Annotated in this window: 22 protein-coding genes; 12 read left to right on the top strand and 10 right to left on the bottom strand. The window is 58.1% G+C overall.

Going from position 1 to position 19,650, the window contains the following annotated elements; all coding sequences use genetic code 11:
* Positions 1–11: 11 nt before the first annotated feature.
* Positions 12–749, bottom strand: a complete 738-nt coding sequence (locus AAGD24_RS05975) for a response regulator (protein WP_036204113.1) — start codon at positions 747–749, stop codon at positions 12–14.
* Between the two features lie 299 nt (positions 750–1,048).
* Here AAGD24_RS05975 and AAGD24_RS05970 point away from each other — a divergent pair, with 299 nt between their 5' ends.
* A complete protein-coding gene (locus AAGD24_RS05970) occupies positions 1,049–1,813 on the top strand; it encodes a GNAT family N-acetyltransferase (RefSeq protein ID WP_075195990.1) in 765 nt (254 codons plus the stop codon).
* A 36-nt stretch (positions 1,814–1,849) separates the two neighbouring features.
* The gene (locus AAGD24_RS05965; protein ID WP_228210479.1) at positions 1,850–2,656 is read left to right on the top strand and encodes a 1-acyl-sn-glycerol-3-phosphate acyltransferase; all 807 of its coding nucleotides are present in this window, start codon (positions 1,850–1,852) and stop codon (positions 2,654–2,656) included.
* A 1-nt stretch (position 2,657) separates the two neighbouring features.
* On the opposite strand, the gene AAGD24_RS05960 is transcribed toward AAGD24_RS05965, so the two are convergent.
* From AAGD24_RS05960 to AAGD24_RS05945, 4 genes are all read right to left on the bottom strand, one after another.
* Complete coding sequence (locus AAGD24_RS05960; RefSeq protein ID WP_041333500.1) at positions 2,658–3,116, bottom strand: peptidylprolyl isomerase; 459 nt, start codon at positions 3,114–3,116, stop codon at positions 2,658–2,660.
* Positions 3,116–5,326, bottom strand: coding sequence for an acetyl-CoA hydrolase/transferase C-terminal domain-containing protein (locus AAGD24_RS05955; protein WP_379867306.1), 2,211 nt, complete (start codon positions 5,324–5,326; stop codon positions 3,116–3,118). Before AAGD24_RS05955 ends, AAGD24_RS05960 begins: the two co-directional genes overlap by 1 nt.
* Before the next feature lie 160 nt (positions 5,327–5,486).
* Complete coding sequence (locus tag AAGD24_RS05950; RefSeq protein WP_041333497.1) at positions 5,487–5,801, bottom strand: hypothetical protein; 315 nt, start codon at positions 5,799–5,801, stop codon at positions 5,487–5,489.
* A gap of 249 nt (positions 5,802–6,050) precedes the next feature.
* Entirely contained in the window at positions 6,051–7,088 is a 1,038-nt protein-coding gene (locus AAGD24_RS05945; protein ID WP_228210477.1) for an NADP(H)-dependent aldo-keto reductase, read from the bottom strand.
* Between the two features lie 90 nt (positions 7,089–7,178).
* On the opposite strand from AAGD24_RS05945, the gene AAGD24_RS05940 reads away from it, so the two are divergent.
* Together AAGD24_RS05940 and AAGD24_RS05935 are read left to right on the top strand one after the other, a co-directional pair.
* The gene (locus AAGD24_RS05940; protein WP_136633240.1) at positions 7,179–8,426 is read left to right on the top strand and encodes a glycosyltransferase family 1 protein; all 1,248 of its coding nucleotides are present in this window, start codon (positions 7,179–7,181) and stop codon (positions 8,424–8,426) included.
* Entirely contained in the window at positions 8,392–8,967 is a 576-nt protein-coding gene (locus AAGD24_RS05935; protein ID WP_228210476.1) for a phosphatase PAP2 family protein, read from the top strand. The genes AAGD24_RS05940 and AAGD24_RS05935 overlap by 35 nt, the downstream gene beginning before the upstream one ends.
* Here AAGD24_RS05935 and dinB read toward each other — a convergent pair.
* On the bottom strand, positions 8,942–10,006 hold the full coding sequence (gene dinB, locus AAGD24_RS05930; protein ID WP_036204097.1) for a DNA polymerase IV: 1,065 nt from the start codon (positions 10,004–10,006) through the stop codon (positions 8,942–8,944). The two genes, AAGD24_RS05935 and dinB, sit on opposite strands and share 26 nt — an antisense overlap.
* 124 nt (positions 10,007–10,130) lie before the next feature.
* Here dinB and AAGD24_RS05925 point away from each other — a divergent pair, with 124 nt between their 5' ends.
* The 5 genes from AAGD24_RS05925 (at position 10,131) to minE (ending at position 12,701) form a co-directional block, all read left to right on the top strand.
* Positions 10,131–10,412 carry a DUF1244 domain-containing protein gene (locus AAGD24_RS05925; protein ID WP_228210475.1) on the top strand — a complete coding sequence of 94 codons (282 nt, stop codon included), beginning with the start codon at positions 10,131–10,133 and terminating at the stop codon, positions 10,410–10,412.
* Entirely contained in the window at positions 10,409–10,798 is a 390-nt protein-coding gene (locus AAGD24_RS05920; RefSeq protein WP_036204091.1) for a HopJ type III effector protein, read from the top strand. Before AAGD24_RS05925 ends, AAGD24_RS05920 begins: the two co-directional genes overlap by 4 nt.
* Positions 10,795–11,565 carry a septum site-determining protein MinC gene (minC, locus tag AAGD24_RS05915; RefSeq protein WP_228210474.1) on the top strand — a complete coding sequence of 257 codons (771 nt, stop codon included), beginning with the start codon at positions 10,795–10,797 and terminating at the stop codon, positions 11,563–11,565. The genes AAGD24_RS05920 and minC overlap by 4 nt, the downstream gene beginning before the upstream one ends.
* A gap of 65 nt (positions 11,566–11,630) precedes the next feature.
* A complete protein-coding gene (gene minD, locus AAGD24_RS05910; protein ID WP_036204085.1) occupies positions 11,631–12,443 on the top strand; it encodes a septum site-determining protein MinD in 813 nt (270 codons plus the stop codon).
* 3 nt (positions 12,444–12,446) lie between these two features.
* Positions 12,447–12,701, top strand: a complete 255-nt coding sequence (gene minE / locus AAGD24_RS05905; protein WP_007154416.1) for a cell division topological specificity factor MinE — start codon at positions 12,447–12,449, stop codon at positions 12,699–12,701.
* Between the two features lie 8 nt (positions 12,702–12,709).
* On the opposite strand, the gene AAGD24_RS05900 is transcribed toward minE, so the two are convergent.
* On the bottom strand, positions 12,710–13,723 hold the full coding sequence (locus AAGD24_RS05900) for a DUF2804 domain-containing protein (protein ID WP_379866844.1): 1,014 nt from the start codon (positions 13,721–13,723) through the stop codon (positions 12,710–12,712).
* 131 nt (positions 13,724–13,854) lie between these two features.
* On the opposite strand from AAGD24_RS05900, the gene AAGD24_RS05895 reads away from it, so the two are divergent.
* From AAGD24_RS05895 to AAGD24_RS05885, 3 genes are read left to right on the top strand one after another with little or no spacing between them, the layout of a single operon-like run.
* Positions 13,855–14,604, top strand: a complete 750-nt coding sequence (locus AAGD24_RS05895; protein WP_379866842.1) for an START domain-containing protein — start codon at positions 13,855–13,857, stop codon at positions 14,602–14,604.
* Between the two features lie 58 nt (positions 14,605–14,662).
* Positions 14,663–15,154: a CBS domain-containing protein gene (locus tag AAGD24_RS05890; protein ID WP_036204075.1), complete on the top strand. Its 492-nt coding sequence runs from the start codon at positions 14,663–14,665 to the stop codon at positions 15,152–15,154.
* Between the two features lie 20 nt (positions 15,155–15,174).
* Positions 15,175–16,560, top strand: a complete 1,386-nt coding sequence (locus AAGD24_RS05885) for a PhoH family protein (RefSeq protein ID WP_036204072.1) — start codon at positions 15,175–15,177, stop codon at positions 16,558–16,560.
* Between the two features lie 70 nt (positions 16,561–16,630).
* On the opposite strand, the gene AAGD24_RS05880 is transcribed toward AAGD24_RS05885, so the two are convergent.
* The 3 genes from AAGD24_RS05880 to AAGD24_RS05870 are packed head-to-tail and all read right to left on the bottom strand — an operon-like array spanning position 16,631 to position 19,577.
* The gene (locus AAGD24_RS05880; protein ID WP_036204071.1) at positions 16,631–18,157 is read right to left on the bottom strand and encodes a tripartite tricarboxylate transporter permease; all 1,527 of its coding nucleotides are present in this window, start codon (positions 18,155–18,157) and stop codon (positions 16,631–16,633) included.
* Positions 18,157–18,603: a tripartite tricarboxylate transporter TctB family protein gene (locus AAGD24_RS05875; protein WP_036204068.1), complete on the bottom strand. Its 447-nt coding sequence runs from the start codon at positions 18,601–18,603 to the stop codon at positions 18,157–18,159. The genes AAGD24_RS05880 and AAGD24_RS05875 overlap by 1 nt, the downstream gene beginning before the upstream one ends.
* Positions 18,600–19,577, bottom strand: a complete 978-nt coding sequence (locus tag AAGD24_RS05870) for a Bug family tripartite tricarboxylate transporter substrate binding protein (protein ID WP_379866839.1) — start codon at positions 19,575–19,577, stop codon at positions 18,600–18,602. Before AAGD24_RS05870 ends, AAGD24_RS05875 begins: the two co-directional genes overlap by 4 nt.
* Positions 19,578–19,650 lie beyond the last annotated feature (73 nt).

Below are 19,650 nucleotides of genomic sequence, written 5' to 3'. Positions count from 1 at the left end.
AGACTGAACAGTCAGGCTTCCTTTACGAACAGGTAGCCTTTGCTGCGTACGGTTTTAATGCGCCTCGGGTGGATGGGATCGTCGCCAATCTTGGGACGTATCCTCGAAACCCGGACATCGATCGAACGGTCCTGGCCATCGTATTCGATCCCTCTCAGGGCGGTGAAGATTTCCTCCCGACTGAGCACTCGGCCAGCATTGCTTGCCAATAGCCAGAGCAGGTCGAATTCCGCGCTGGTGAGGTCGATACTGTCGTCGCTCAGCCATGCTTCACGCATTGACCTGTCCACCACCAGGTTGTTGAACTGCAGCCTGACCGGTTCTTCACCGCTACCCTCTTCCGCAGCCACCGAACCATTCTCGGTAACCCGCCTCAGCAAGGCGCGGATTCTCGCCAGCAGCACCCTTGGCTGAACCGGTTTGCCGATGTAATCGTCGGCACCCATTTCCAGGCCGAGCACCTGGTCCAGATCGTCCGTGCGGGCAGTAAGCATGATAATCGGGCCTGGATAAAAAGGCCGCGCACGCCTGCAGATAGACAGTCCATCCTCACCCGGTAACATCAGGTCAAGCACGACCAGGTCCGGCTGTTCCTTGCGAATGCGCTCCACCGCGTTCCCACCGTGAGTTTCGAGGGTGACAGTCAACCCGTTACTCTCCAGGTACTCCCTGGTCAGCTCTGCCAGCCTCTCATCATCTTCGACTATAAGAATCCGCCAACTTTCGTTCGTCTGTTCCACGCCATCCATCTCTGATTTTGTTTTTCCGGTTTCTGAAACGTCCGGCCAACGTCACCCCACATGGCCGGAACAGAGCTGCCTGTCAGAAGATCAGCTACCCAACTGACAATACAGGCTACCTCCTGTAACAGCAATTATACATGCTATTCAGAAATATACATGGAACCGCCTGTTCGTTACAGCCCGTGACAAAGGTCACACCTCCACACCGATAACGGGACTTGTCACAAAGTCGTCATCCCCCGTTCATTCCGATGTCACACCGGATTCATAGCCTTGTCGAAAAGTGGAAACAAAGAGGCATTGCCATGAACGCCCAGACCGCCCGCCTGTCACGCTCGGCCCGACAGCTCAAAACCGTCATTACCCAACAGCCGGATCTCGTTGAATCCGCTCAGAAATTGCGCTATCAGGTTTTCTCGGAAGAGTATGGTTCTGACCTGGGGGCTACCGTCCCTGGCATTGATGCGGACGAGTTTGACCGATTCTGCGATCATCTGATTGTCACCGATGAGAACACCGGTGAACTGGTCGCTACAACACGAGTGCTTCACCACAGCCAGGCCATGGAAGCCGGAGGCTTCTATTCCGAGGGTGAGTTCGAACTCTCTTCCCTTTACCAACTCCCCGGGACTGTCGCCGAGCTTGGGAGAACCTGCGTGCACCCGGACTATCGTAATGGTGCGACCATCAGCCTGTTGTGGGCATCCGTTGCGGAATACCTGGTATCGCGAAACGTGGATTACCTGATTGGCTGCGCCAGTATCGGTATGTCAGATGGCGGCCTGAAAGCCTGGCGCATAGCCCGATACCTGCAGCGGGAATTCCTGGCCGGCGAGGAGTACCGGGTAACCCCGTTACGGGCAATGCCGCACCTGACCCACACTGTCAGCGAGGATCGCCCGGTGGACGTTCCCGCGCTGATCAAGGCCTACATGCGCCTCGGCGCCCGCGTCTGCGGCGAGCCCTGCTGGGACCCGGACTTCCGTTGCGCAGACCTGTTGGTGGTGCTGGACGTCAACAACCTGGCCAGTCGCTACAGCCGCCATTTCATGCGTAAACAGGCCCAGTAGACAACCGGGACTACCCTGGCAACCCGAGGATTGGTTATGGAACTGATACGCCTGACCGCAAGACTGGTACTCTTTACCGGCTTCATGGGCCTGACGGCAACGCTTGCCGGCACTCTGTTACTGGTTGAGACCCTGTTCCGCTGCCAAATCGACCGCGCGCCCTTCGCCCGCATCTGCTTTAACGGAGCCAGTCGCTGCCTTGGCTTTCGCATGTCCACGCAGGGCACCTTCAGCAACAGGCCCGTGCTCTATGTCAGCAACCACATCTCCTGGTCGGACATTCCTGTACTTGGCGGACAGGCGCCCCTGCGCTTCCTGTCCAAAGCGGAAGTAGGCCGCTGGCCGGTGATCGGTTGGCTGGCCACGCAGGCGGGCACGCTGTTCATTCAGCGCGGCAATGGCAAAGCCGGCCAGGCCCGCGACGAAATTGCCCGAACTCTTCTGAACGGGCAGTCGGTGCTGGTGTTTCCCGAAGGCACCACCACAGCCGGAGTGACCGTCCTGCCCTTCCATAGCAGGCTGCTTCACGCCGCGGCGGATGCAGGCGTGGACATACAACCTCTGAGCATCGGTTATTTGAGAAACGGCCACCCCGACCATTTGGCGCCGTTCATTGGCGACGATGAGTTTCAGCATCATTTAATGCGCATGCTGCGCCAGCCGGCGGTCGAGGTCGGCGTTATCGCCCATCCGGTGGTGACTATCGACGACAGCACGGACCTGACAGATGTAACGCGGGATTTGTGGCAGACAGTACACGATGGGTTGCGGCAGATTCAGGCGGGACGCCTTTCAGACCAGGCATCAGACGGGCCGACAGCGGTTGCCGGCCCGGAGCTGTAATTCAGCTCAGCGGATGGCCGGCGTTGATTTCCTCTTCCGTGGCTTCACGCTTACCGATGATCTCCAGATCAAAGTACAGGGTAAAACCCGCCAGAGGATGGTTGGCATCCACCCGCACCAGATTACCATCAATGCTTACCACCTGTACCACCTGGGCCGTGTCGCCGGTATTGGTTTGAAACTTCATCCCTACCTGCAGGTTCTCCACGTTCTCGAACATGGAACGGGGTACTTTGCGGATCAGCTCCGGATTATGTTCTCCATACGCCATGGCCGGAGGTACGGTCACTTCCAGGCAATCACCGACATTACGGTCTTTCACCGCTTTCTGGATGCCTTCGATGATTTCCGGGCTGCCTTCCAGGAAATGAAGCGGCTCGCTGCCCTCGGAGGTGTCAACCAGCTCACCGAGCTTGTTCTTGAGGACATAGTGGACGGTTAATACAGCAGGTTTTTGCATCAGGCGTTTGTGTTTCCTGTATTCGGGGGTGTATCAGTCAGATTCAGGCCATGGATAACCAGGCGCCGGTCCAGTCTCGCCTTCAGGCTCCGGGGTTTATCCAGGCTCATGCGCTCCAGCAACGGCTGGTAGCGATTGTCGTCGTCGTTTGCCTTAACGGCGCGCCACAAAGTCAACAGTTTACCACGACGAGTCGCCGTTGCGGCCTTCAGAGTTTGTAAAGCCTTGCCCAGCCGGAGTTCTTCATCGGTAAAGTCCCGCCCGAACGGGAATGCTGGAAACATATCCGTGTCTCCGGCGATCTTTACAGCCTCTCCAACCGCCTCCGGCGTGTTATTGCACCAGTGCTCAGGCAGACGAAACGAAGCATCCACTTTTCCCGCTTTCTGGGCCTGCTTCAGCAAATCGGCCTGGAAACGGGAATCTGCAATGCGGATCAGTTGCAGGTATACCTGCTCGTCGGACTGACCCCTCAGATCCGCAATACCGTACTCGGTGATGACTATGTCGCGAAGATGACGGGGAATGGTGCAGTGCCCGTAACTGAAGACAATGTTGGACAGTGTTTCCTCACCGGACTTACGGGTGCTGCGCAGGGTCAGGATAGACCGCGCGCCCGGCAGCTCGTGGGCCATGGCGACAAAATTGTACTGGCCGCCAACACCGCTGACCACACGGCCGTCTTCCAGCCCGTCGGACACGGCCGCACCGCTTAGCGTATGCATCATCGCCGAGTTGATAAACCGGCCATGCACCCTCTGTGCAGCTTTCAGACGCTGGTTGCCGAACGCGTGGTCATATAAGTGGTTGATGTAGTTGACGCTGGTCATGCAGATGCGTTGGCGGTCGCGCGGCGCCAGGTCCCGCAACCGCTGATAGAAGGCTTCGGGGCCGACGAAGAAGCCACCATGCACCACAATCCCTCCGGTCAGTGACTTTCCCAGGGCCAACGACTCAATGGCGCTTCTCGCCTCCTCACTGTCGAGATCCGGATCCAGGGATTGCTCGCCCACACGCAACCGCCCGCCTTTGAACTCGACCTCCGGATTAAGGATGCCGTAACGACACAGCCACTGCACGTCCCTGGCCCGTAACGGCGAGTCGATCAACTGTTCCCGCCGCAGGACATCCAGGGTGTCGAGAGAAACACTGTGAGTAAGTTCGCCCCGGTTTATCAATGTTTGCAGTCCGGCATGATCAAACACCTCGCGGGTCAGGACACCCGCCTCCATGAGGTAAATAAAACCATCCACCATCATTTCACTGCAGCCGTAGAGTCCCTCCTCGAAGACATCCGTGCCACCGCACTCGGAAACCACCGGGAAGCGGTCTGCCACCTTCAGGTGATCAAACACCTGCGTCCAATGCTCGTTGTGACGATGCCGCAGAATCGCGCTGTGAACCAACGCCGCGCCCAGCGAGCCAATCCCCACCTGCAGGGTCCCTCCATCCCGGAGCAACGCACTGGCGTAGAACCCGATAAGGTGATCCTCCGGGCTGACCGACATTTGTGGTGCCGAAAACAGGGGGTAGTCGGAGGCGGCATGCTCCAGGACGATATCAAACTGGCCCGTCTCGACGGCGGCGTCATTGCCGAGAAAGGGCAAATGGCTGTTGGTCTCTGCCACCAACGCCACGGGGGTTCCGGCCGCTTCCCGCGCCCTTAACAGGGGCAGCAGGTCCAGACTCAGATCCGGGTTGCAGCTCAGGCTAACGTAGCCTTCCTGATCCGGCTCGGTCGCCGGAGCCACCATCTGGCCGACGACATTGACACCGAGCGCCATAAGGTCGCGCACTGCATGGGTGTAGTTGGTACAGACATAGTTGCGCTGTTGGTCCTTGTTATTCAGGAAGGACCCGGCCTTGAAGAAGAACTCGGATACCCGCACGTTCTCGGGCAAACGCTGACCAATCACGTCCCGTGCGTAATCAAGTTCCGGAATCCGCCCGTACAGGCGCTCGGCGAACGGGCCCATGAAACGCTTTTCCAGCGATGAACTGCCACCGGGCGCGGTCAGGGATAGCGCCGTGACAATGTGAAGCTCTATGGACGGATCGTCCTTGGCACGCTGGTAGAGAGCATTGGCAAAACGTATGGGTTTACCAAGCCCCAGTGGCAGGCCGAGTGTGATGCGCTTACCCACCCGGCGAATCAGCTCGTCTACACAGGCGCTGCTGTCTGCGAGCATTACCGGTTGTTCCTCCACCATCGCGGCCATAGTGTTACTCCCTTAGTTGCCGTCAGAATGCTTACCGATATGGATAATCACATGTGCCATTGCGACAGGCAATGCACTGAGACAGATAAGCGGTGGCGAGGATTCGTGGGAGGTCAGTCAGGGTTCAGAAGGAGAAAACGTCGGCGGGAGTTCAAAAATTCCAGCGAAGGTTGAGGCAGGCGCCCTCTTCAAGCAATGCGATACCGTGGTCTGGCTTGGCACGATCAGACGCGTAGGACTTCTTTCCCGAATCTGAGCCGCTGAGACTGAGGCTCAGCAGGCGAGAACCAATGGTCGCATACATGTCGGATTCTTCACGCTCGAAGTCACCCGACATCTCTTCCTGAAGCTGATACACATTCTCGGCCGGAACTTCGTCTGCAAACACACGTTCGCTCGCTTCGGCGCGAACGACGAAGGCGATCATGTTGAGTGCAAGTAGTGCGACGAAGATACGGATAATCATAATAATTCTGGCGACCTGTAATCGAAGCGGAATTCTACTGTCATGTAATGCTTAAGTCTAATGATTAAAGGTCAGAAAGATGTGATTTTGCACACAAAAGCGCCGCTTTTTTGTCACAGGATCACCGCATTTTTGTCAAGAAAACAGCAATCTTTGTTGCAAACTGTAAGCACCCCACTCTGCCGCCTGTAACGGTCAGAGTGGCTGCTTCACGATGGGAGTTGTTAAAAAACCGTAACGCTTGCAGGATTAAGGGCAGGGGTAGGTGTACACCTGGTTAAGGTTCTCTATCTCCCCAAGCACCTCTTCGCTCAGGGACACCAACGCTGACCCCAGGTTTTCACGAAGCTGCTCAAGCGTCGTGGCCCCAATAATGTTGCTGGTAACGAAATCACGGCTGGTCACGTACGCCAGCGCCATCTGTACCGGTGACAGCCCGTGGCTGGCCGCCAGGTCTACGTAGGCTCGGGTCGCCTCGGCACCTCGACCGCTGGTGTAACGGGTGAAGCGCTCAAACAAGGTCATCCTGGCGCCTTCCGGGCGCTTGCCATCGAGATATTTGCCAGAGAGCATGCCGAAGGCCAGCGGGGAGTACGCGAGCAGACCAACCTGTTCACGGCAGGCAATTTCCGCCATTCCCACCTCAAACGTGCGGTTGAGCAGGTTATAGGGGTTCTGGACGCTGACCACCCTGGGCCAGTCATGCTCCCGGGCCAGCCTGAGGTATTCGTTCGTTCCCCATGGGGTTTCGTTGGAGATTCCTACGTGGCGGACTTTGCCTTCTTTGACCAGCTCCGCCAGTGTGCCCAGTGTCTCTTCAATGGGGGTAGCCTGTTCGTCCACACTGTGCCGGTACCCCAGCTTGCCAAAGAAATTGGCGTTACGATCCGGCCAGTGCACCTGATAGAGGTCGATATAATCGGTCTTGAGCCGGCGCAGGCTGTCTTCACAGGCCTGACGAATATGGTCCCGGGTCAGGCGCGGGCCATCCCGGAGGTAACCCAGTCCATTACCCGGCCCCGCCACTTTGGAAGCAATCACCAGATCGTCGCGACGGCCCCGCTTCGCCAGCCAGTTGCCCAGATAGCTTTCCGTGAGGCCCTGGGTTTCAGCCCGCGGGGGCACCGGGTACATCTCCGCGGCATCGATGAAATTAATGCCCTCGGAGGTGGCCAGGTCCAGCTGCTCAAACGCTTGCTGTTCGGTATTTTGCTCGCCCCAGGTCATGGTGCCCAGGCAAATCTCGCTTACATCAATGTCGGTCCTGCCGAGCTTGCGGGTTTTCATGCGTACTCCCGAATCTGATTGGTGAAAAAGGTAAAGGGATTGTCACGGGATTGTCCCGGAACTGTCATGCCAGGTTTCCATAGTGGAGGCATGAAAGAGGAAACCACAGGTAACACCGCGATGAGAGTCACCCAGGCTTCAGGGCGCAAGCACCACATTACCATTGTTTCGGAGACCTTTCCTCCGGAAATCAATGGCGTGGCGAACACCCTCAGGCACCTATGCCTGGGCCTGATGCAACGTGGCCACAAGGTAACGGTCATCCGTCCACGCCAGCGCCATGAATCGAAAGGACGATTCGATGGTGCCGGGGAATGCCTGTTTTCCGACGAGCAAGTTGTGACCGGCCTGCCGCTACCGGGTTACAGTGACCTGAGGTTCGGAATGACCCGGCCGGGCTTCCTGGCCTCACTCTGGAAGCATCAACGCCCGGATGCCATTTACGTTGCCACTCAAGGCCCCCTCGGCGTAGCGGCCGTTGCGGCCGCCAGACGGGCCGGCATCCCGGTCAGTTCCGGCTTTCACACCAACTTCCATGCCTACAGTCGCTACTATGGTGCCGGGTTCCTGGAAAAACTGTTGTGCAGCTACGGCCGTTGGTTTCATAACAGGACGGCCATAACACTGGTCCCCACCCGGAAAATCGCACAGACCACCCATGACATGGGCATTCAACCGACATCGGTCTGGAGTCGCGGCGTTGACTGCACCCGTTTTTCGCCCCACAAACGGGACGCGGTGCTCCGGCAACAATGGGGGCTGCAAGCCAACGACCGCGCGGTACTCTATGTTGGTCGCCTCGCTCCGGAAAAAAACCTTCAGATGGCGGTGTCATGCTTTGAGCGTATCCGCGGGCTGCACCCCTGCGCGAAATTCATACTCGTAGGTGATGGGCCGATGCGCAAGCGCCTTGCCGAACGCCATCCGGATTACGTTTTTGCAGGAACCCGCCGTGGCGAAGATCTGGCCCGGCACTATGCCTCCGGTGACATCTTCCTGTTCCCCAGCAAAACCGACACCTTCGGCAACGTGGTTACTGAAGCCATGGCCAGCGGCCTGGCGGTGGTTGCTTTTGACGATGCCGCCGCCAGCGAACATATCCGCCATGAAGACAACGGCATGAAGGCTCAGCTCAGCAACGACGAAGGCTTTGTCGATCATGCCCTGCGCCTGGCTGACCAGCCAACCCTGATGAACAGGGTACGGGCACAGGCACGCCTGGACGCACTGGACCTGAATTGGGCCGCACAGGTTGAGCAGTTCGAACACCTGATACTGAACCAGCCACTGAGGAACAGCTACAATGCCCTCCACAAGCAAGGCATCTCGCTTCTTTAACGTGGTGGATCAGAGGGAATTTGCCCTCTGCCAGTCCATCAATCGCTCTCTGCGGTTTCGACCAGTGCAGGGGTACTTCAAGGTTGTCAGCCGGCTGGGTGATGGTTGGCTATGGTATCTGGTCATCCTGTCGATGCCAGTGCTTATGCCTCAGGCCGGGCTCGCCATCGCGTTGCTGATGGTGGCTACCGGCCTCACCTGCACCATTACCTACAAGCTGCTGAAGCGCTGGCTGATCCGCGAGCGCCCGTTTATATCGTTTCCTTCGATAAACTGCGGCACACCGCCCCTGGACCGTTACAGCTTTCCGTCCGGTCACACCCTACATGCCGTCTGCTTCAATACGGTGCTGGCCATGACAGCGCCTGAGGTGGCCTGGCTGTTGTTGCCGTTCACCCTGAGTGTTGCCGCCTCCCGGGTCGTGCTCGGCCTTCATTACCCCAGCGATGTAGCGGCAGGCGCCTTGATCGGCGGTTGCCTGGGCCTGGCTTCGGTTAACGGCCTGTACGACCGGTTTATTCAAATAACCGCAGTTGCATAACCGGCGACTCATCACTGCGAAAGCGCACGCCCAGCCCCAACAGGCGCACCGGGCGGCCCGTATCAGTCACCAGTTCATCCAGCAGCGGCTGATAGTCTTCCAGCTCGGGCTCCTGAATCCGGTCGCGCACACGCTCCAGGGTATGGGTGGAAAAGTCGCTGTAACGAATCTTGATAAACAGCTTGTGAATGGGTTTTCGGCCGGCCTTGCGGCTGAGCCGGAGGTTCAGATCGGCCACCAGCGAGGCCATCACCGACTCGCAGGCGCGCTTGTCCGGCAGGTCCTGGGAAAAGGTCCGTTCCACGCTGACGGACTTGGCAATGCGCGACACCACCACATCCCGATCATCACGGCCGAACGCCATTTCCCGCAGCCGGTACCCCTGCTTGCCAAACTTCTCCGGCAGGGCTTCAGCGGGTAGCGCCTGAATGTCGCCACAGGTGGCAACGCCCATCGTGTGAAGTTTGCCAGCGGTCACTTGCCCCACGCCAAAAAGCTTTTCGACCTTCAGGTCCTGTACGAAACCCTTGACGTCCTCAGGGCGGATCACGAACAGGCCGTCAGGTTTTTTCCAGTCACTGGCAATCTTCGCCAGGAACTTGTTGGGGGCCACACCGGCGGAAATAGTGATACCCACCTCATCTTTCACTCGCTTTCGCAAGTACTGCGCCATCAACGTGGCACTGCCCTTATGCTCGGTTACCTCGCTGACATCCAGGAAGGCTTCGTCCAGCGACAGCGGCTCCACCAGATCGGTCAATTCCCTCAGAATGGCCATCACCTGTTTCGACACCGCCCGGTAGCGGGCCATGTCCGGCGGCACGGTCACCAGGCCGGGGCACAAGCGCCGGGCTTCGCCGCCAGGCATGGCGGACCGCACGCCAAAAGCCCTCGCTTTATAGTTGCAGGTGGTAACCACTCCGCGGCCACCTTCGCCACCCACGGCCAGCGGAACTTCCCTTAATGAGGGATCGTCCCGCATTTCCACGGCGGCGTAGAAGCAGTCGCAATCTACATGGATAATCTTGCGCTGGGCCATGACTCTTCAATCAAGTAAATTATCTGTACATATGTACAGCCTTGTATCTTACGGTAACATGCTGAGAATGTCAGGAGCTCCGAGTAGCAACTCCCAACGACGACAGAGACAGGTGTGAGCAATCATGACAAACCCGATCCCAGAACAATCGCAGACGGAAATCGAAGCCGCCGCGTTTCGAAAGCTGGTCAACCATCTGCGCGAGCACACCGAGGTCCAGAATATTGACCTTATGAACCTGGCAGGGTTCTGTCGCAATTGCCTCTCCAAATGGTATCGCGCCGAAGCCGCCGAGAGAGGCTTCGAGCTGTCTGACCCGGACGCCCGGGAGATCATCTATGGCATGTCTTATGAAGAGTGGAAAGCCCGCTATCAGCAAGGGCCCAAACAGGACCACAAGGCATGAACGTCAATGACGCGGTTCGTATCCACCTGGCATCGGTTGAGGCCGGTCATGGCGATTTTGACGATACCCTGGCGCTGATTGACCGATTCTTCGACTATCAGCCCACCGGGTTTCACAACGGACCGCTGTACAATGGCACCGGCGAGAACGCCGGTTCATGCCGGGTATTTTCCCTGGCCCAATACTGCAACCTGACCGAATCCGACACGCTGCGTCTGTTTGCCCAGCACTACCAGCAAGTGCTGGACGAACCGGCAGGTGAAAGCCATGGCAATATCCGCCAGTTCATGGGCACCGGCTGGTCCGGTATCCGCTTTGACGGCCCGGCGCTTCGCAAACGCCCGGGCACCACTCAGGACGACACCACGGAAGAGACCCATCCATGAGCGAGACCGCCGTATCCGGGGTAAAGCAGTGCTTCCAACTGAAGAGTGCGAACGTTTCCATGACCGCACTGGAGCTGTATTTTTTTGACAATGACGACTTCGAAAGCACGCTCAGAGACAAAATCAGCCAGGCACCCGGATTCTTCAAGGACATCCCCCTGATCATCAGCCTGGAAAAGTATGAGGGGCTGAGCAGCGAACTGGATTTTTTCAAGATCATCGGCGCCTGCCGCCGCCACAACATCCATGTCATCGGCGTACGCGGTGGCAACGATGATCAGCGCCGCCTCGCCCGCGGTGCGTCATTGGCGCTGCTTCCCGGTGGCAACCAGCGCGACCGGGACATCGACACCGCGCCGGCCACGGAATCGGCCGCCACTGGACCGACCGAAAACCCGACTCCCGCCAGGGTCGAGAATCCGGGTGAGCCAGCGCCCGCGAAAATCATCAATCAGCCAGTCCGTTCGGGCCAGCAGGTTTACGCACCCGAGGGCGACCTGATCATCCTTGCGCCGGTTCAAGCCGGCGCCGAAGTGCTTGCGGCCGGCAACGTTCATGTGTACGGACCATTGCGCGGGCGGGCCCTCGCGGGTATTCACGGCGCGGAACATGCACGGGTATTCTGCCAGTCTCTTGAAGCAGAGCTTGTGTCCATCGCCGGACACTATAAAATCTCCGAAGATCTTCAGGACAACGGCTGGAAAACCGCCGTACAGATCCAGCTCAGGGATGACCTGCTGGTGGTAACGCCACTGGAGAAGGCCTGAAAAGAACGTAACTACCCGCACGGGCGGGAAAAACGACGAATCCACCGCAAAACAGGAATGCAACCTTGGCTAGAATCATTGTCGTTACCTCAGGAAAAGGTGGCGTAGGTAAAACCACAACCAGCGCCTCTATCAGCACCGGCCTGGCGAAGCGAGGCCACAAAACCGTGGTGATCGATTTCGACGTGGGCCTGCGCAACCTGGATCTCATCATGAACTGCGAACGCAGGGTGGTGTACGACTTCGTGAATGTGATCCAGGGCGAAGCCACTCTCAACCAGGCTCTGATCCGGGACAAACGGGTCGACACCCTGTATATCCTGCCGGCCTCCCAGACTCGGGAAAAGGAAGCCCTGACCAAAGATGGCGTTGAGAAAGTGATCAACGAGCTGTCCGAGCGGTTTGACTACATTGTCTGTGACTCTCCCGCCGGCATTGAGCATGGCGCCCTGATGGCGCTCTACTATGCCGATGAGGCGGTAGTTGTTACCAACCCGGAAGTGTCCTCGGTGCGGGATTCAGACCGTATTCTCGGCATCCTGCAGAGCAAGTCGCGGAGAGCCGAGATGGGGCAGGACCCCGTAAAGGAACACCTGCTGCTATCCCGCTACAACCCGGATCGGGTGGAAAAGGGCGAAATGCTTTCCGTGGCCGATGTGGAGGAAATTCTCGCCATCCCCCTGCTGGGCGTGATTCCGGAGTCCCAGGTGGTACTGAATGCCTCCAACCAGGGTGTTCCGGTCATTCTTGAGGAAGACAGCGATGCCGGACAGGCCTATGATGATGCCGTGGCCCGCCTTCTGGGTGAGGAGCGAGAACATCGCTTCATGACGTCCCAGAAAAAAGGTTTCTTCTCACGGATGTTCAAGGGGGGCTGACGGATGAGTTTCCTGGATTATTTCAAGAGCAAGAAAAACAACCGGTCCGCCAGCGTTGCCAAGGAACGCCTACAGATCATTGTTGCCCACGAACGGGGCCAGCGCGACCAACCTGACTACCTGCCAGAATTGCAGAAAGAGCTGCTTGCGGTCATCCGCAAGTACGTTCAGATCAGCGATGACCAGGTCCAGGTGGAAGTTGACCGCAACGACAGCTGTTCGGTACTGGAACTGAACGTTACCCTGCCGGAACACTGACCGCGCCGTTACCAGCGTGCGAAGTGATCCTCCATCAGTCCCCGTAGCCCGTCTACGGGGATTGAGTTGCCCGCCTCATCGCGCACTGTGCCGGAAAAGGTACCGATGTACTGGCGGAAATTGGAGGCAATCAGCCATGCATTGAGTCGCTCCCGCCGAACCCCCGATGGCTCAAACCAGAGATCGATTCTGCCATCGTCCGTGGTGACCTGCCAGGGTGCGGTTTCATCGTAGCGATCAAACACGAAACGGGCCTGCCCGAGCTTGATACAGCGCCCTTCCAGCCAGAGCGCATTTTCCGTCATACCGGTTTCATTCACGCCCGCCGCCAGATTGAGACCAACGGCACGACCATCTGCCAGCCCCCCTGCCACACTCGCCCAGTTCCAGGCGGTTTCGCGCCTCATAAAGCCGCAACTCCAATCAACGGCTGCGCGTGACAGCGAGTCGCATTGCCAGCTCTGTCCCTGCCACCGAATGTCTCCGGACACCGGCAGACCCGCTGATTTACGGGTAAACACCCAACCGCTGTAACCGGCTGGGCACACCAGTCGCAGAGGGCGGGCGTCCCCTTCTATATTCAGGGCTATCCGGAGGTCACTGGGGCCGGAAACCAACACACCACGCGAGTGGCCGTCCGACGTAATACGAACGCATGTTTTCCCTTTACGAAACTCCGTCACCCCGGTTTCAGGCCTTGGCTCAATGTGAGTTCCCTTCGCCAATGGCTGCGTCAGGGACTGCTCCAGCATCTGCCCGGTCTTGAAATCGTAAAGATAGAAAAACGCCGTACTGACCAGTTTCAGATCCACTACCGCCAGCCCGAACACCCAACCCGGCGCCATCGCACTGACGAACTGGAACTGATTAAAACGGGCTTTACGGGCCAGGGCCGAGCGCGGTTTATCCATCACCGTACGGAGGTCAAAGTCCCGGTAGTTGATGACATCCACCGGTGTGTCCAATACGCCGTAGGGAATCCGCCCCCGGTCATCGATCAGTCGCTTGTTCGGTTTTTTCATCGTCAATTCGGGCCAAATGTTAACGTCAGGAATTCAGTCAGTTACCCAGTTCACAAACCCCCGATCGTAGCAGGTTGGCACCAGATCAGTCGTGCTAGACTCGCCCGACCATGTTCAAGGAAGTGTACCTCATGCAAAACCTGAGAGCCCGTGGCAACCAACGCCCGACCAATCGACGCGTCATCTGGCTTGCAGCCATCACGGTTTTCCTGCTGACCTCAGGTTTGGCCTTCGCCGGGCTGCCGGCCGAAGACTCGGAGAACTGGAGCCTCCGCAAGGAAACCGATCGTATCCGGGTCTATACCGCTGACCAGCCGGACTCCAGCTTCCAGGCCTTCAAGGCTGTGGCTGTGCTTGATGTGCCGATCGAGAATCTGATGGCGGTTATGATCAATCCCAAATCCTGTGTTCAGTGGGTTCATAACTGCTCGGAATCCTATGCCTTCGGCTCGGGTGACTTTGATGAGCGCTACGCCTACTCGGTCAACGATATGCCCTGGCCGGTCACCGACCGGGATTACGTACTACGGATTCGCACCCGGGGCCAACAGGTCGACGGCGAAATCGTGATGGACCTCAACGCCATTCCCGATCAACGGGCCGAGGAAGATGACTACATCCGTGTCGACAAGTCCGACACCCTTTACCGCTTTATTCCCGAAGACGGCCAGACCCGGATGATCTGGGTTCAACACACCGAGCCAAACGGTTCGATACCCGGCTGGCTGGTCAACACCCTGCTGGTGGACATTCCTATCCGTTCCATGGAGCAGTTGGAACGGGTTGCCCAGTGGGACCGTTACCAGAACTACGAACTGATCTATGACTCGCAGGGCCAACTGAAAGATGTAGCCCCCAAAGCTGAATCAGGGGATGACTAGAACATCAGTAACAGCTAAGCTCTTTTACAAAGGACCTGCTAACGGAGCCGATTCGTCAATGACCGTTCTCGCTTACGAGATCATGACCCCGAGCATCAAGGCCGTACCCCAATCCTGGACGATGGACCGTCTGGCCAGGTTCCTCACTGACAACGAAATCACCGGCAGCCCGGTTACCGACGAAACGGGCGAGATTGTCGGCATTGCCACCCTGAAGGACATCACCGAATTCCGCTGGAACGCCAGCCGTTCCGAGTCCGATGCGCGCATGACCCCGGAAGAAGAACACGAAGCCCGGCGCCTGCGCATGGCCATTTTTGAGGAGATGGGCAAGGTGCCGGTGGAAGTGCGTGACATCATGACCCCTATCGTTTTATCGGTTGACGAGCAAACGCCTGTGCGCGACATTGCCGATATTATGATGCGTGAACACCTGCACCGGATTTTCATCACCAAAGACGAAAAGATCACCGGTATTGTGACCACGTATGACATGCTCAAACTGATCTCCGACCAGGAGCTCACCAACCGCTGTGCCGGGAACGGCTGACCAGAGAGGTATCACACCCTATGCCAAGAGCATCGCAGGCTCGCAGAAAGATGTATGTCCTCGACACCAACGTCCTCATCCACGACCCGAACGCCCTCCTGAACTTTGAAGAACACGACGTCATCATTCCGATGACGGTCCTCGAAGAACTCGACAGTCTCAAATCCGGCAAACAGGCCGTTGCTGCCGATTGCCGACAGGCCATCCGCAACATCGACAAGTTGCTGGGTGACGCCAGCCCAGGAGAAATCGAGAAAGGCGTACCCATCGTGCGCGGCAAGAAAGCAGAACCGCTCGGCGCGTTATCGATACTGATGAGCACGGACTACCAGGGCAACCATGGCCTGCCCGAGCACCTGAACGACAACAAGATCATCAATACCCTGGCGGCCCTGCAAACCCGCCACACATCGCGCGACATCATCCTTGTCAGCAAGGACATCAACATGCGATTGAAAGCCCGGGGCTTCGGCGTGGAGGCCCAGGACTATCACAACGACATGCTGCTGGACGATATTGACCTGCTGCCGAAAGGGTACAAAGAATTCCCGAACTCGTTCTGGGACACCATCGAGAAGGTCGAAACCATCCAGCGGGAGGGTATTACCGAACACATCCTTCGTCGTGAGGGCGACCTGGCCAGGCTGACCATCAACGAGTTCGTTATTGATGAACAGGGATTCGTTGGCAAGGTGTCTGATGTGGGCGAAGACCAGATTGTCATTCGGGATCTGCACCAGCACGATCTGATGCACGAGGAAGTCTGGGGCCTGGTACCGCGGGATATATACCAGGCCATTGCCCTGAACCTGCTGCTGGACCCCGATATCCACCTGGTAAACCTGACCGGTTCCGCCGGCTCCGGTAAAACCATCCTCGCCCTCGCGGCCTGTATCGAAATGACGGTTGCCAGCAAGCTGTACAAACGCATCATCGCCACCCGTAGCACTCAGGGTCTGGACGAGGACATTGGCTTCCTCCCCGGCACCGAAGCGGAGAAAATGGAGCCCTGGCTGGGGGCCATCGTGGACAACCTCGAAGCTCTCCACGAAGACGATGAAAATATGACCGCCAGCGTGGACTACATCCTCAGCAAGGTGCCACTGCACTTCAAGTCGATGAACTACATTCGTGGCCGCAGCTTCCAACACAGCCTGATCATCATCGACGAATCCCAGAACCTGACACCGCATCAGATCAAGACCATCATCACCCGTGCCGGCAACGGCTCCAAAGTGATCTGCCTGGGTAACCTGGCTCAGATCGACACCCCTTATCTGAGCGCCCTGAGCTCAGGCCTGACCTACATGACCGAGCGCTTCAAGAGCTTCCGCCATGGCGGGCACATTCACCTGCAGGGCGTCCCGCGCTCTGTTCTAGCGGAGTACGCCGAAGCGAATCTCTAACCAGCGCGCACAAAAAAGCCGCACCGGTCATCCGGTGCGGCAAAGCGGAGGTTAGCGACCGGGAACCGAATCAGTCGCTGGCCGGGCTTTCCTTCATGGCCGCGTTCATGCGGCGACGCAGCACCGGACCCACCACATAAGGCAACACCAGGCTCAGAGCGGCAACCAGCCAGAAGCTCTTGGCCAGGGTGCTTTCCCACAGAATGCTCCAGTCGCCGTCTGACAACACCAGGGCATGCCCCAGGTTCTTCTCCATCTCCGGTCCGAGCAATAGCCCGAGAATAATCGGCACCACCGGAATTTCCAGTTTGCGCAGGAAATAACCCGCCACGCCAAACGCCACCATGAAATACAGGTCGAAGGCGCTGTTGCTGATGGAATAGATGCCCACGAAGGCAACCATGGTCACAATCGGCAGCAAGTACATGGGCGGCACCGACAGCAGGCGCACAAAGAAGCCAACCAACGGGATGTTAAGCACCAGCAGCAGCACATTGCCAATCAGCAGGGCGGCAATGACGCCCCAGACAATATCGGCGTTCTGGGTAAACATCAGCGGGCCCGGAGTGATGTTCAATGAAATCAGCATCGCCAACAGCACCGCGGTGGTACCGCTACCTGGCACGCCCAGGGTCAACATGGGTACGAGCGCGCCTGATGAGGCACCGTTGTTGCCCGCCTCAGGCGCCACCACACCCCGGATATCGCCCTCGCCGAACGTGCCCTTCTTGCCTATCACGCTCTTTTCGAGGGTGTAGCTGATAAAACTGCCCAGGGACGCACCGGCACCCGGCAGCACGCCGGAAATGAATCCAAGCACGCCGCCACGAAGCTGGGTGGGAACCGTGGAGACCAACTCCTTGAAGGTAAGGGTCAGCTTGCCCACGTTCATTTTCTTACGCCCACCGCCCATGCGCGACTCGACGAAGAACAACAACTCCGAAATGGCGAAAAGGCCAACAATCGCCAGGATGAAATCAATACCCTCGTACAGCTCCAGCACACCGAAGGTGTAGCGCTGGGTGCCGGTGGAGATATCGATGCCCACAGTGGAGATCATGATCCCCAGGGTCGCGGCAATCACCGTCTTCATCGGGTTCTTGCCGGTAATACCACCCAGGGTGGCGAAGGCCAGCAGGAACAACGCGAAATACTCCGCCGGGCCGAAACTCAAGGCAAACCTCGCCAGCACGGGGGCAAGCATGATCAACCCTATAGTGCCGATCAGCCCACCGGCAAAGGACGCAATAGCAGAGATCGCCAGCGCATCGGCCGCCCGCCCCTTTTGGGCCATGGGGTAGCCATCCAGGCAGGTCATCATCGCCGGTTCGTCACCGGGAATGTTGAGCAGGATGGAGGAAATACGGCCGCCATACATCGCGCCGGCGTAAACCGATGTCAGCAGGATCATGGCAGTTTCCGGCGGCAAGCCAAGGGTAAACGCCAACGGGATGAGGATCGCCACACCGTTTGCCGGCCCCAGGCCAGGCAAACAACCAATCAGGGTGCCCACGAAAGCGCCGAAGAGCGCAAACATCAGGTTGTACGGTGTCAGGGCAACCGCAAACCCCTCCATCAGAAAACCGAGCGTTTCCATCAGTTCACCTCCAGGATGCCAGCAGGCAAGCTCAACGCCAGGCCATAGTTGAACAGGACGAACACCACCACGGCGCTGATCAGGCCCGTTAAAAAGGCATTCCTGGCGGGCGCGCCCATGCGCCAGCTAAGGGTGCCAACCGCCAGGGTTGTCGAGATGACAAACCCCAGGGGTTCAAGCAGCATCGCGTAGACCACCAGCACAACCAGCGACACCACCAGCTCAACTGCGGACCGGCCCAGCGGCCACTGGGCGTCGGGGTCCGGCTTGACCATCAGATAGATGCTGCCGGCAACCAGAACCACCGCAAGGATGGTTGGAAAGGTTTCCGGCCCAACGGTTTCGGCGCCGCCAAACGGCTCGGGCCACTGCTGTGCAACCCAGCCGTAAGCCACCGCCAGAACCATCAGGCCCAGGCCAAGAAGCCGATCACCCAGGCCTGTCATTTCAGCAGTCCTATTTCGCGGGACAGGTTCTCGATGTCCTGTACCTGTTGCTCGACAAAGCTGTCGAACTCATCTGCAGGCGGATGGAACGGGATGAGACCATTGGCCTTCATCACCTTTTTCCACTCCTCACTGGCATACAGGGTATCGACGGTCTCGACCCAAAACGCCTTGGACTCACTGGAAGCACCCTTGGGCATGTAAAAACCGCGCCAGTTCGGGCCAACGGCGTCAACGCCCTGCTCTTTTGCGGTCGGAATATCGGAAAATTCACCCGGCAGGCGCTCGTCGGCCAGCACGGCCAGAACACGAAGGTCGCCCGACGACAGGAAACCGGTGACTTCGGAGATATCACCGGTGAAGGCGTCGACCTGGCCACCGACCACCTGGGTCATGGCCTCACCACCGTTATTGTAGGAAAGGTACGGAATGGCGGGCAGTCGATCGGCGCCGGCGGCCTTCGCGGTGATCAGCACCTTCAGATGATCCCAGCCACCCCGGGCACTGCCGCCCGCGAACTTGACGGATTTCGGATTCTGCTTGATGGCATCGAGCAGTTGATTCAGGTTCTCATACTGTGAGTCCTTGCCTACGGCAATGACGCCGTAATCCGCGCCCAGTGCGCCAATCCAGGTCACCATATCGGCATTCAGCCCGGGGAACTGTTTCTGGGCGAGACGGGTGGTGGTTGCCGTTGATGCGGCGACGATCAGCTTGTCATCTTCCGCTCGTTTGCTGACCGTGTGAGCATAGGCAACACCGCCGCCAGCACCGGCCATATTGATGGTCTGTACGGTGCCATCAACCAGGCCAAGGTCCCTCATTACATTACCAGCGCTGCGACAGGTAAAGTCCCAGCCGCCACCCGGGTCGGACGGGGCGATGCATTCCACTTTTCCGGAGGGTTGCCATGCCATGGCATTAAGGCTGAAAGCCGCTGCCGCGATAAACGACAAGCTTCGTTTGAGAGTCATGATTGTCACCTCTGTCTTGTTTTTGTGATCGCTTCCAGGGTACGGGCCCGCGTTCAGGGCCAACGTGAAGCGC

The organism is Marinobacter sp. M5B (genome assembly GCF_042604615.1).
Taxonomy (GTDB): Bacteria; Pseudomonadota; Gammaproteobacteria; order Pseudomonadales; family Oleiphilaceae; genus Marinobacter; species Marinobacter salarius.
Note: the sequence above shows the minus strand (reverse complement) of the source record. Positions and strands in the feature narration are given on the sequence as shown.

What these genes read in the sequence shown, in the direction of transcription:
- minC (WP_228210474.1), top strand. Translation starts at nt 10,795, where the DNA reads ATGAGCGAGACCGCCGTATCCGGGGTAAAGCAGTGCTTCCAACTGAAG.
- AAGD24_RS05970 (WP_075195990.1), top strand. Translation starts at nt 1,049, where the DNA reads ATGAACGCCCAGACCGCCCGCCTGTCACGCTCGGCCCGACAGCTCAAA.
- AAGD24_RS05945 (WP_228210477.1), bottom strand. Translation starts at nt 7,088, where the DNA reads ATGAAAACCCGCAAGCTCGGCAGGACCGACATTGATGTAAGCGAGATT.
- AAGD24_RS05935 (WP_228210476.1), top strand. Translation starts at nt 8,392, where the DNA reads ATGCCCTCCACAAGCAAGGCATCTCGCTTCTTTAACGTGGTGGATCAG.
- AAGD24_RS05875 (WP_036204068.1), bottom strand. Translation starts at nt 18,603, where the DNA reads ATGACAGGCCTGGGTGATCGGCTTCTTGGCCTGGGCCTGATGGTTCTG.
- AAGD24_RS05885 (WP_036204072.1), top strand. Translation starts at nt 15,175, where the DNA reads ATGCCAAGAGCATCGCAGGCTCGCAGAAAGATGTATGTCCTCGACACC.
- AAGD24_RS05880 (WP_036204071.1), bottom strand. Translation starts at nt 18,157, where the DNA reads ATGGAAACGCTCGGTTTTCTGATGGAGGGGTTTGCGGTTGCCCTGACA.
- AAGD24_RS05895 (WP_379866842.1), top strand. Translation starts at nt 13,855, where the DNA reads ATGCAAAACCTGAGAGCCCGTGGCAACCAACGCCCGACCAATCGACGC.
- AAGD24_RS05955 (WP_379867306.1), bottom strand. Translation starts at nt 5,326, where the DNA reads ATGGTGGAGGAACAACCGGTAATGCTCGCAGACAGCAGCGCCTGTGTA.
- AAGD24_RS05870 (WP_379866839.1), bottom strand. Translation starts at nt 19,577, where the DNA reads ATGACTCTCAAACGAAGCTTGTCGTTTATCGCGGCAGCGGCTTTCAGC.
- AAGD24_RS05925 (WP_228210475.1), top strand. Translation starts at nt 10,131, where the DNA reads ATGACAAACCCGATCCCAGAACAATCGCAGACGGAAATCGAAGCCGCC.
- AAGD24_RS05900 (WP_379866844.1), bottom strand. Translation starts at nt 13,723, where the DNA reads ATGAAAAAACCGAACAAGCGACTGATCGATGACCGGGGGCGGATTCCC.
- AAGD24_RS05965 (WP_228210479.1), top strand. Translation starts at nt 1,850, where the DNA reads ATGGAACTGATACGCCTGACCGCAAGACTGGTACTCTTTACCGGCTTC.
- AAGD24_RS05890 (WP_036204075.1), top strand. Translation starts at nt 14,663, where the DNA reads ATGACCGTTCTCGCTTACGAGATCATGACCCCGAGCATCAAGGCCGTA.
- AAGD24_RS05920 (WP_036204091.1), top strand. Translation starts at nt 10,409, where the DNA reads ATGAACGTCAATGACGCGGTTCGTATCCACCTGGCATCGGTTGAGGCC.
- dinB (WP_036204097.1), bottom strand. Translation starts at nt 10,006, where the DNA reads ATGGCCCAGCGCAAGATTATCCATGTAGATTGCGACTGCTTCTACGCC.
- AAGD24_RS05950 (WP_041333497.1), bottom strand. Translation starts at nt 5,801, where the DNA reads ATGATTATCCGTATCTTCGTCGCACTACTTGCACTCAACATGATCGCC.
- AAGD24_RS05940 (WP_136633240.1), top strand. Translation starts at nt 7,179, where the DNA reads ATGAAAGAGGAAACCACAGGTAACACCGCGATGAGAGTCACCCAGGCT.
- AAGD24_RS05960 (WP_041333500.1), bottom strand. Translation starts at nt 3,116, where the DNA reads ATGCAAAAACCTGCTGTATTAACCGTCCACTATGTCCTCAAGAACAAG.
- minE (WP_007154416.1), top strand. Translation starts at nt 12,447, where the DNA reads ATGAGTTTCCTGGATTATTTCAAGAGCAAGAAAAACAACCGGTCCGCC.
- AAGD24_RS05975 (WP_036204113.1), bottom strand. Translation starts at nt 749, where the DNA reads ATGGATGGCGTGGAACAGACGAACGAAAGTTGGCGGATTCTTATAGTC.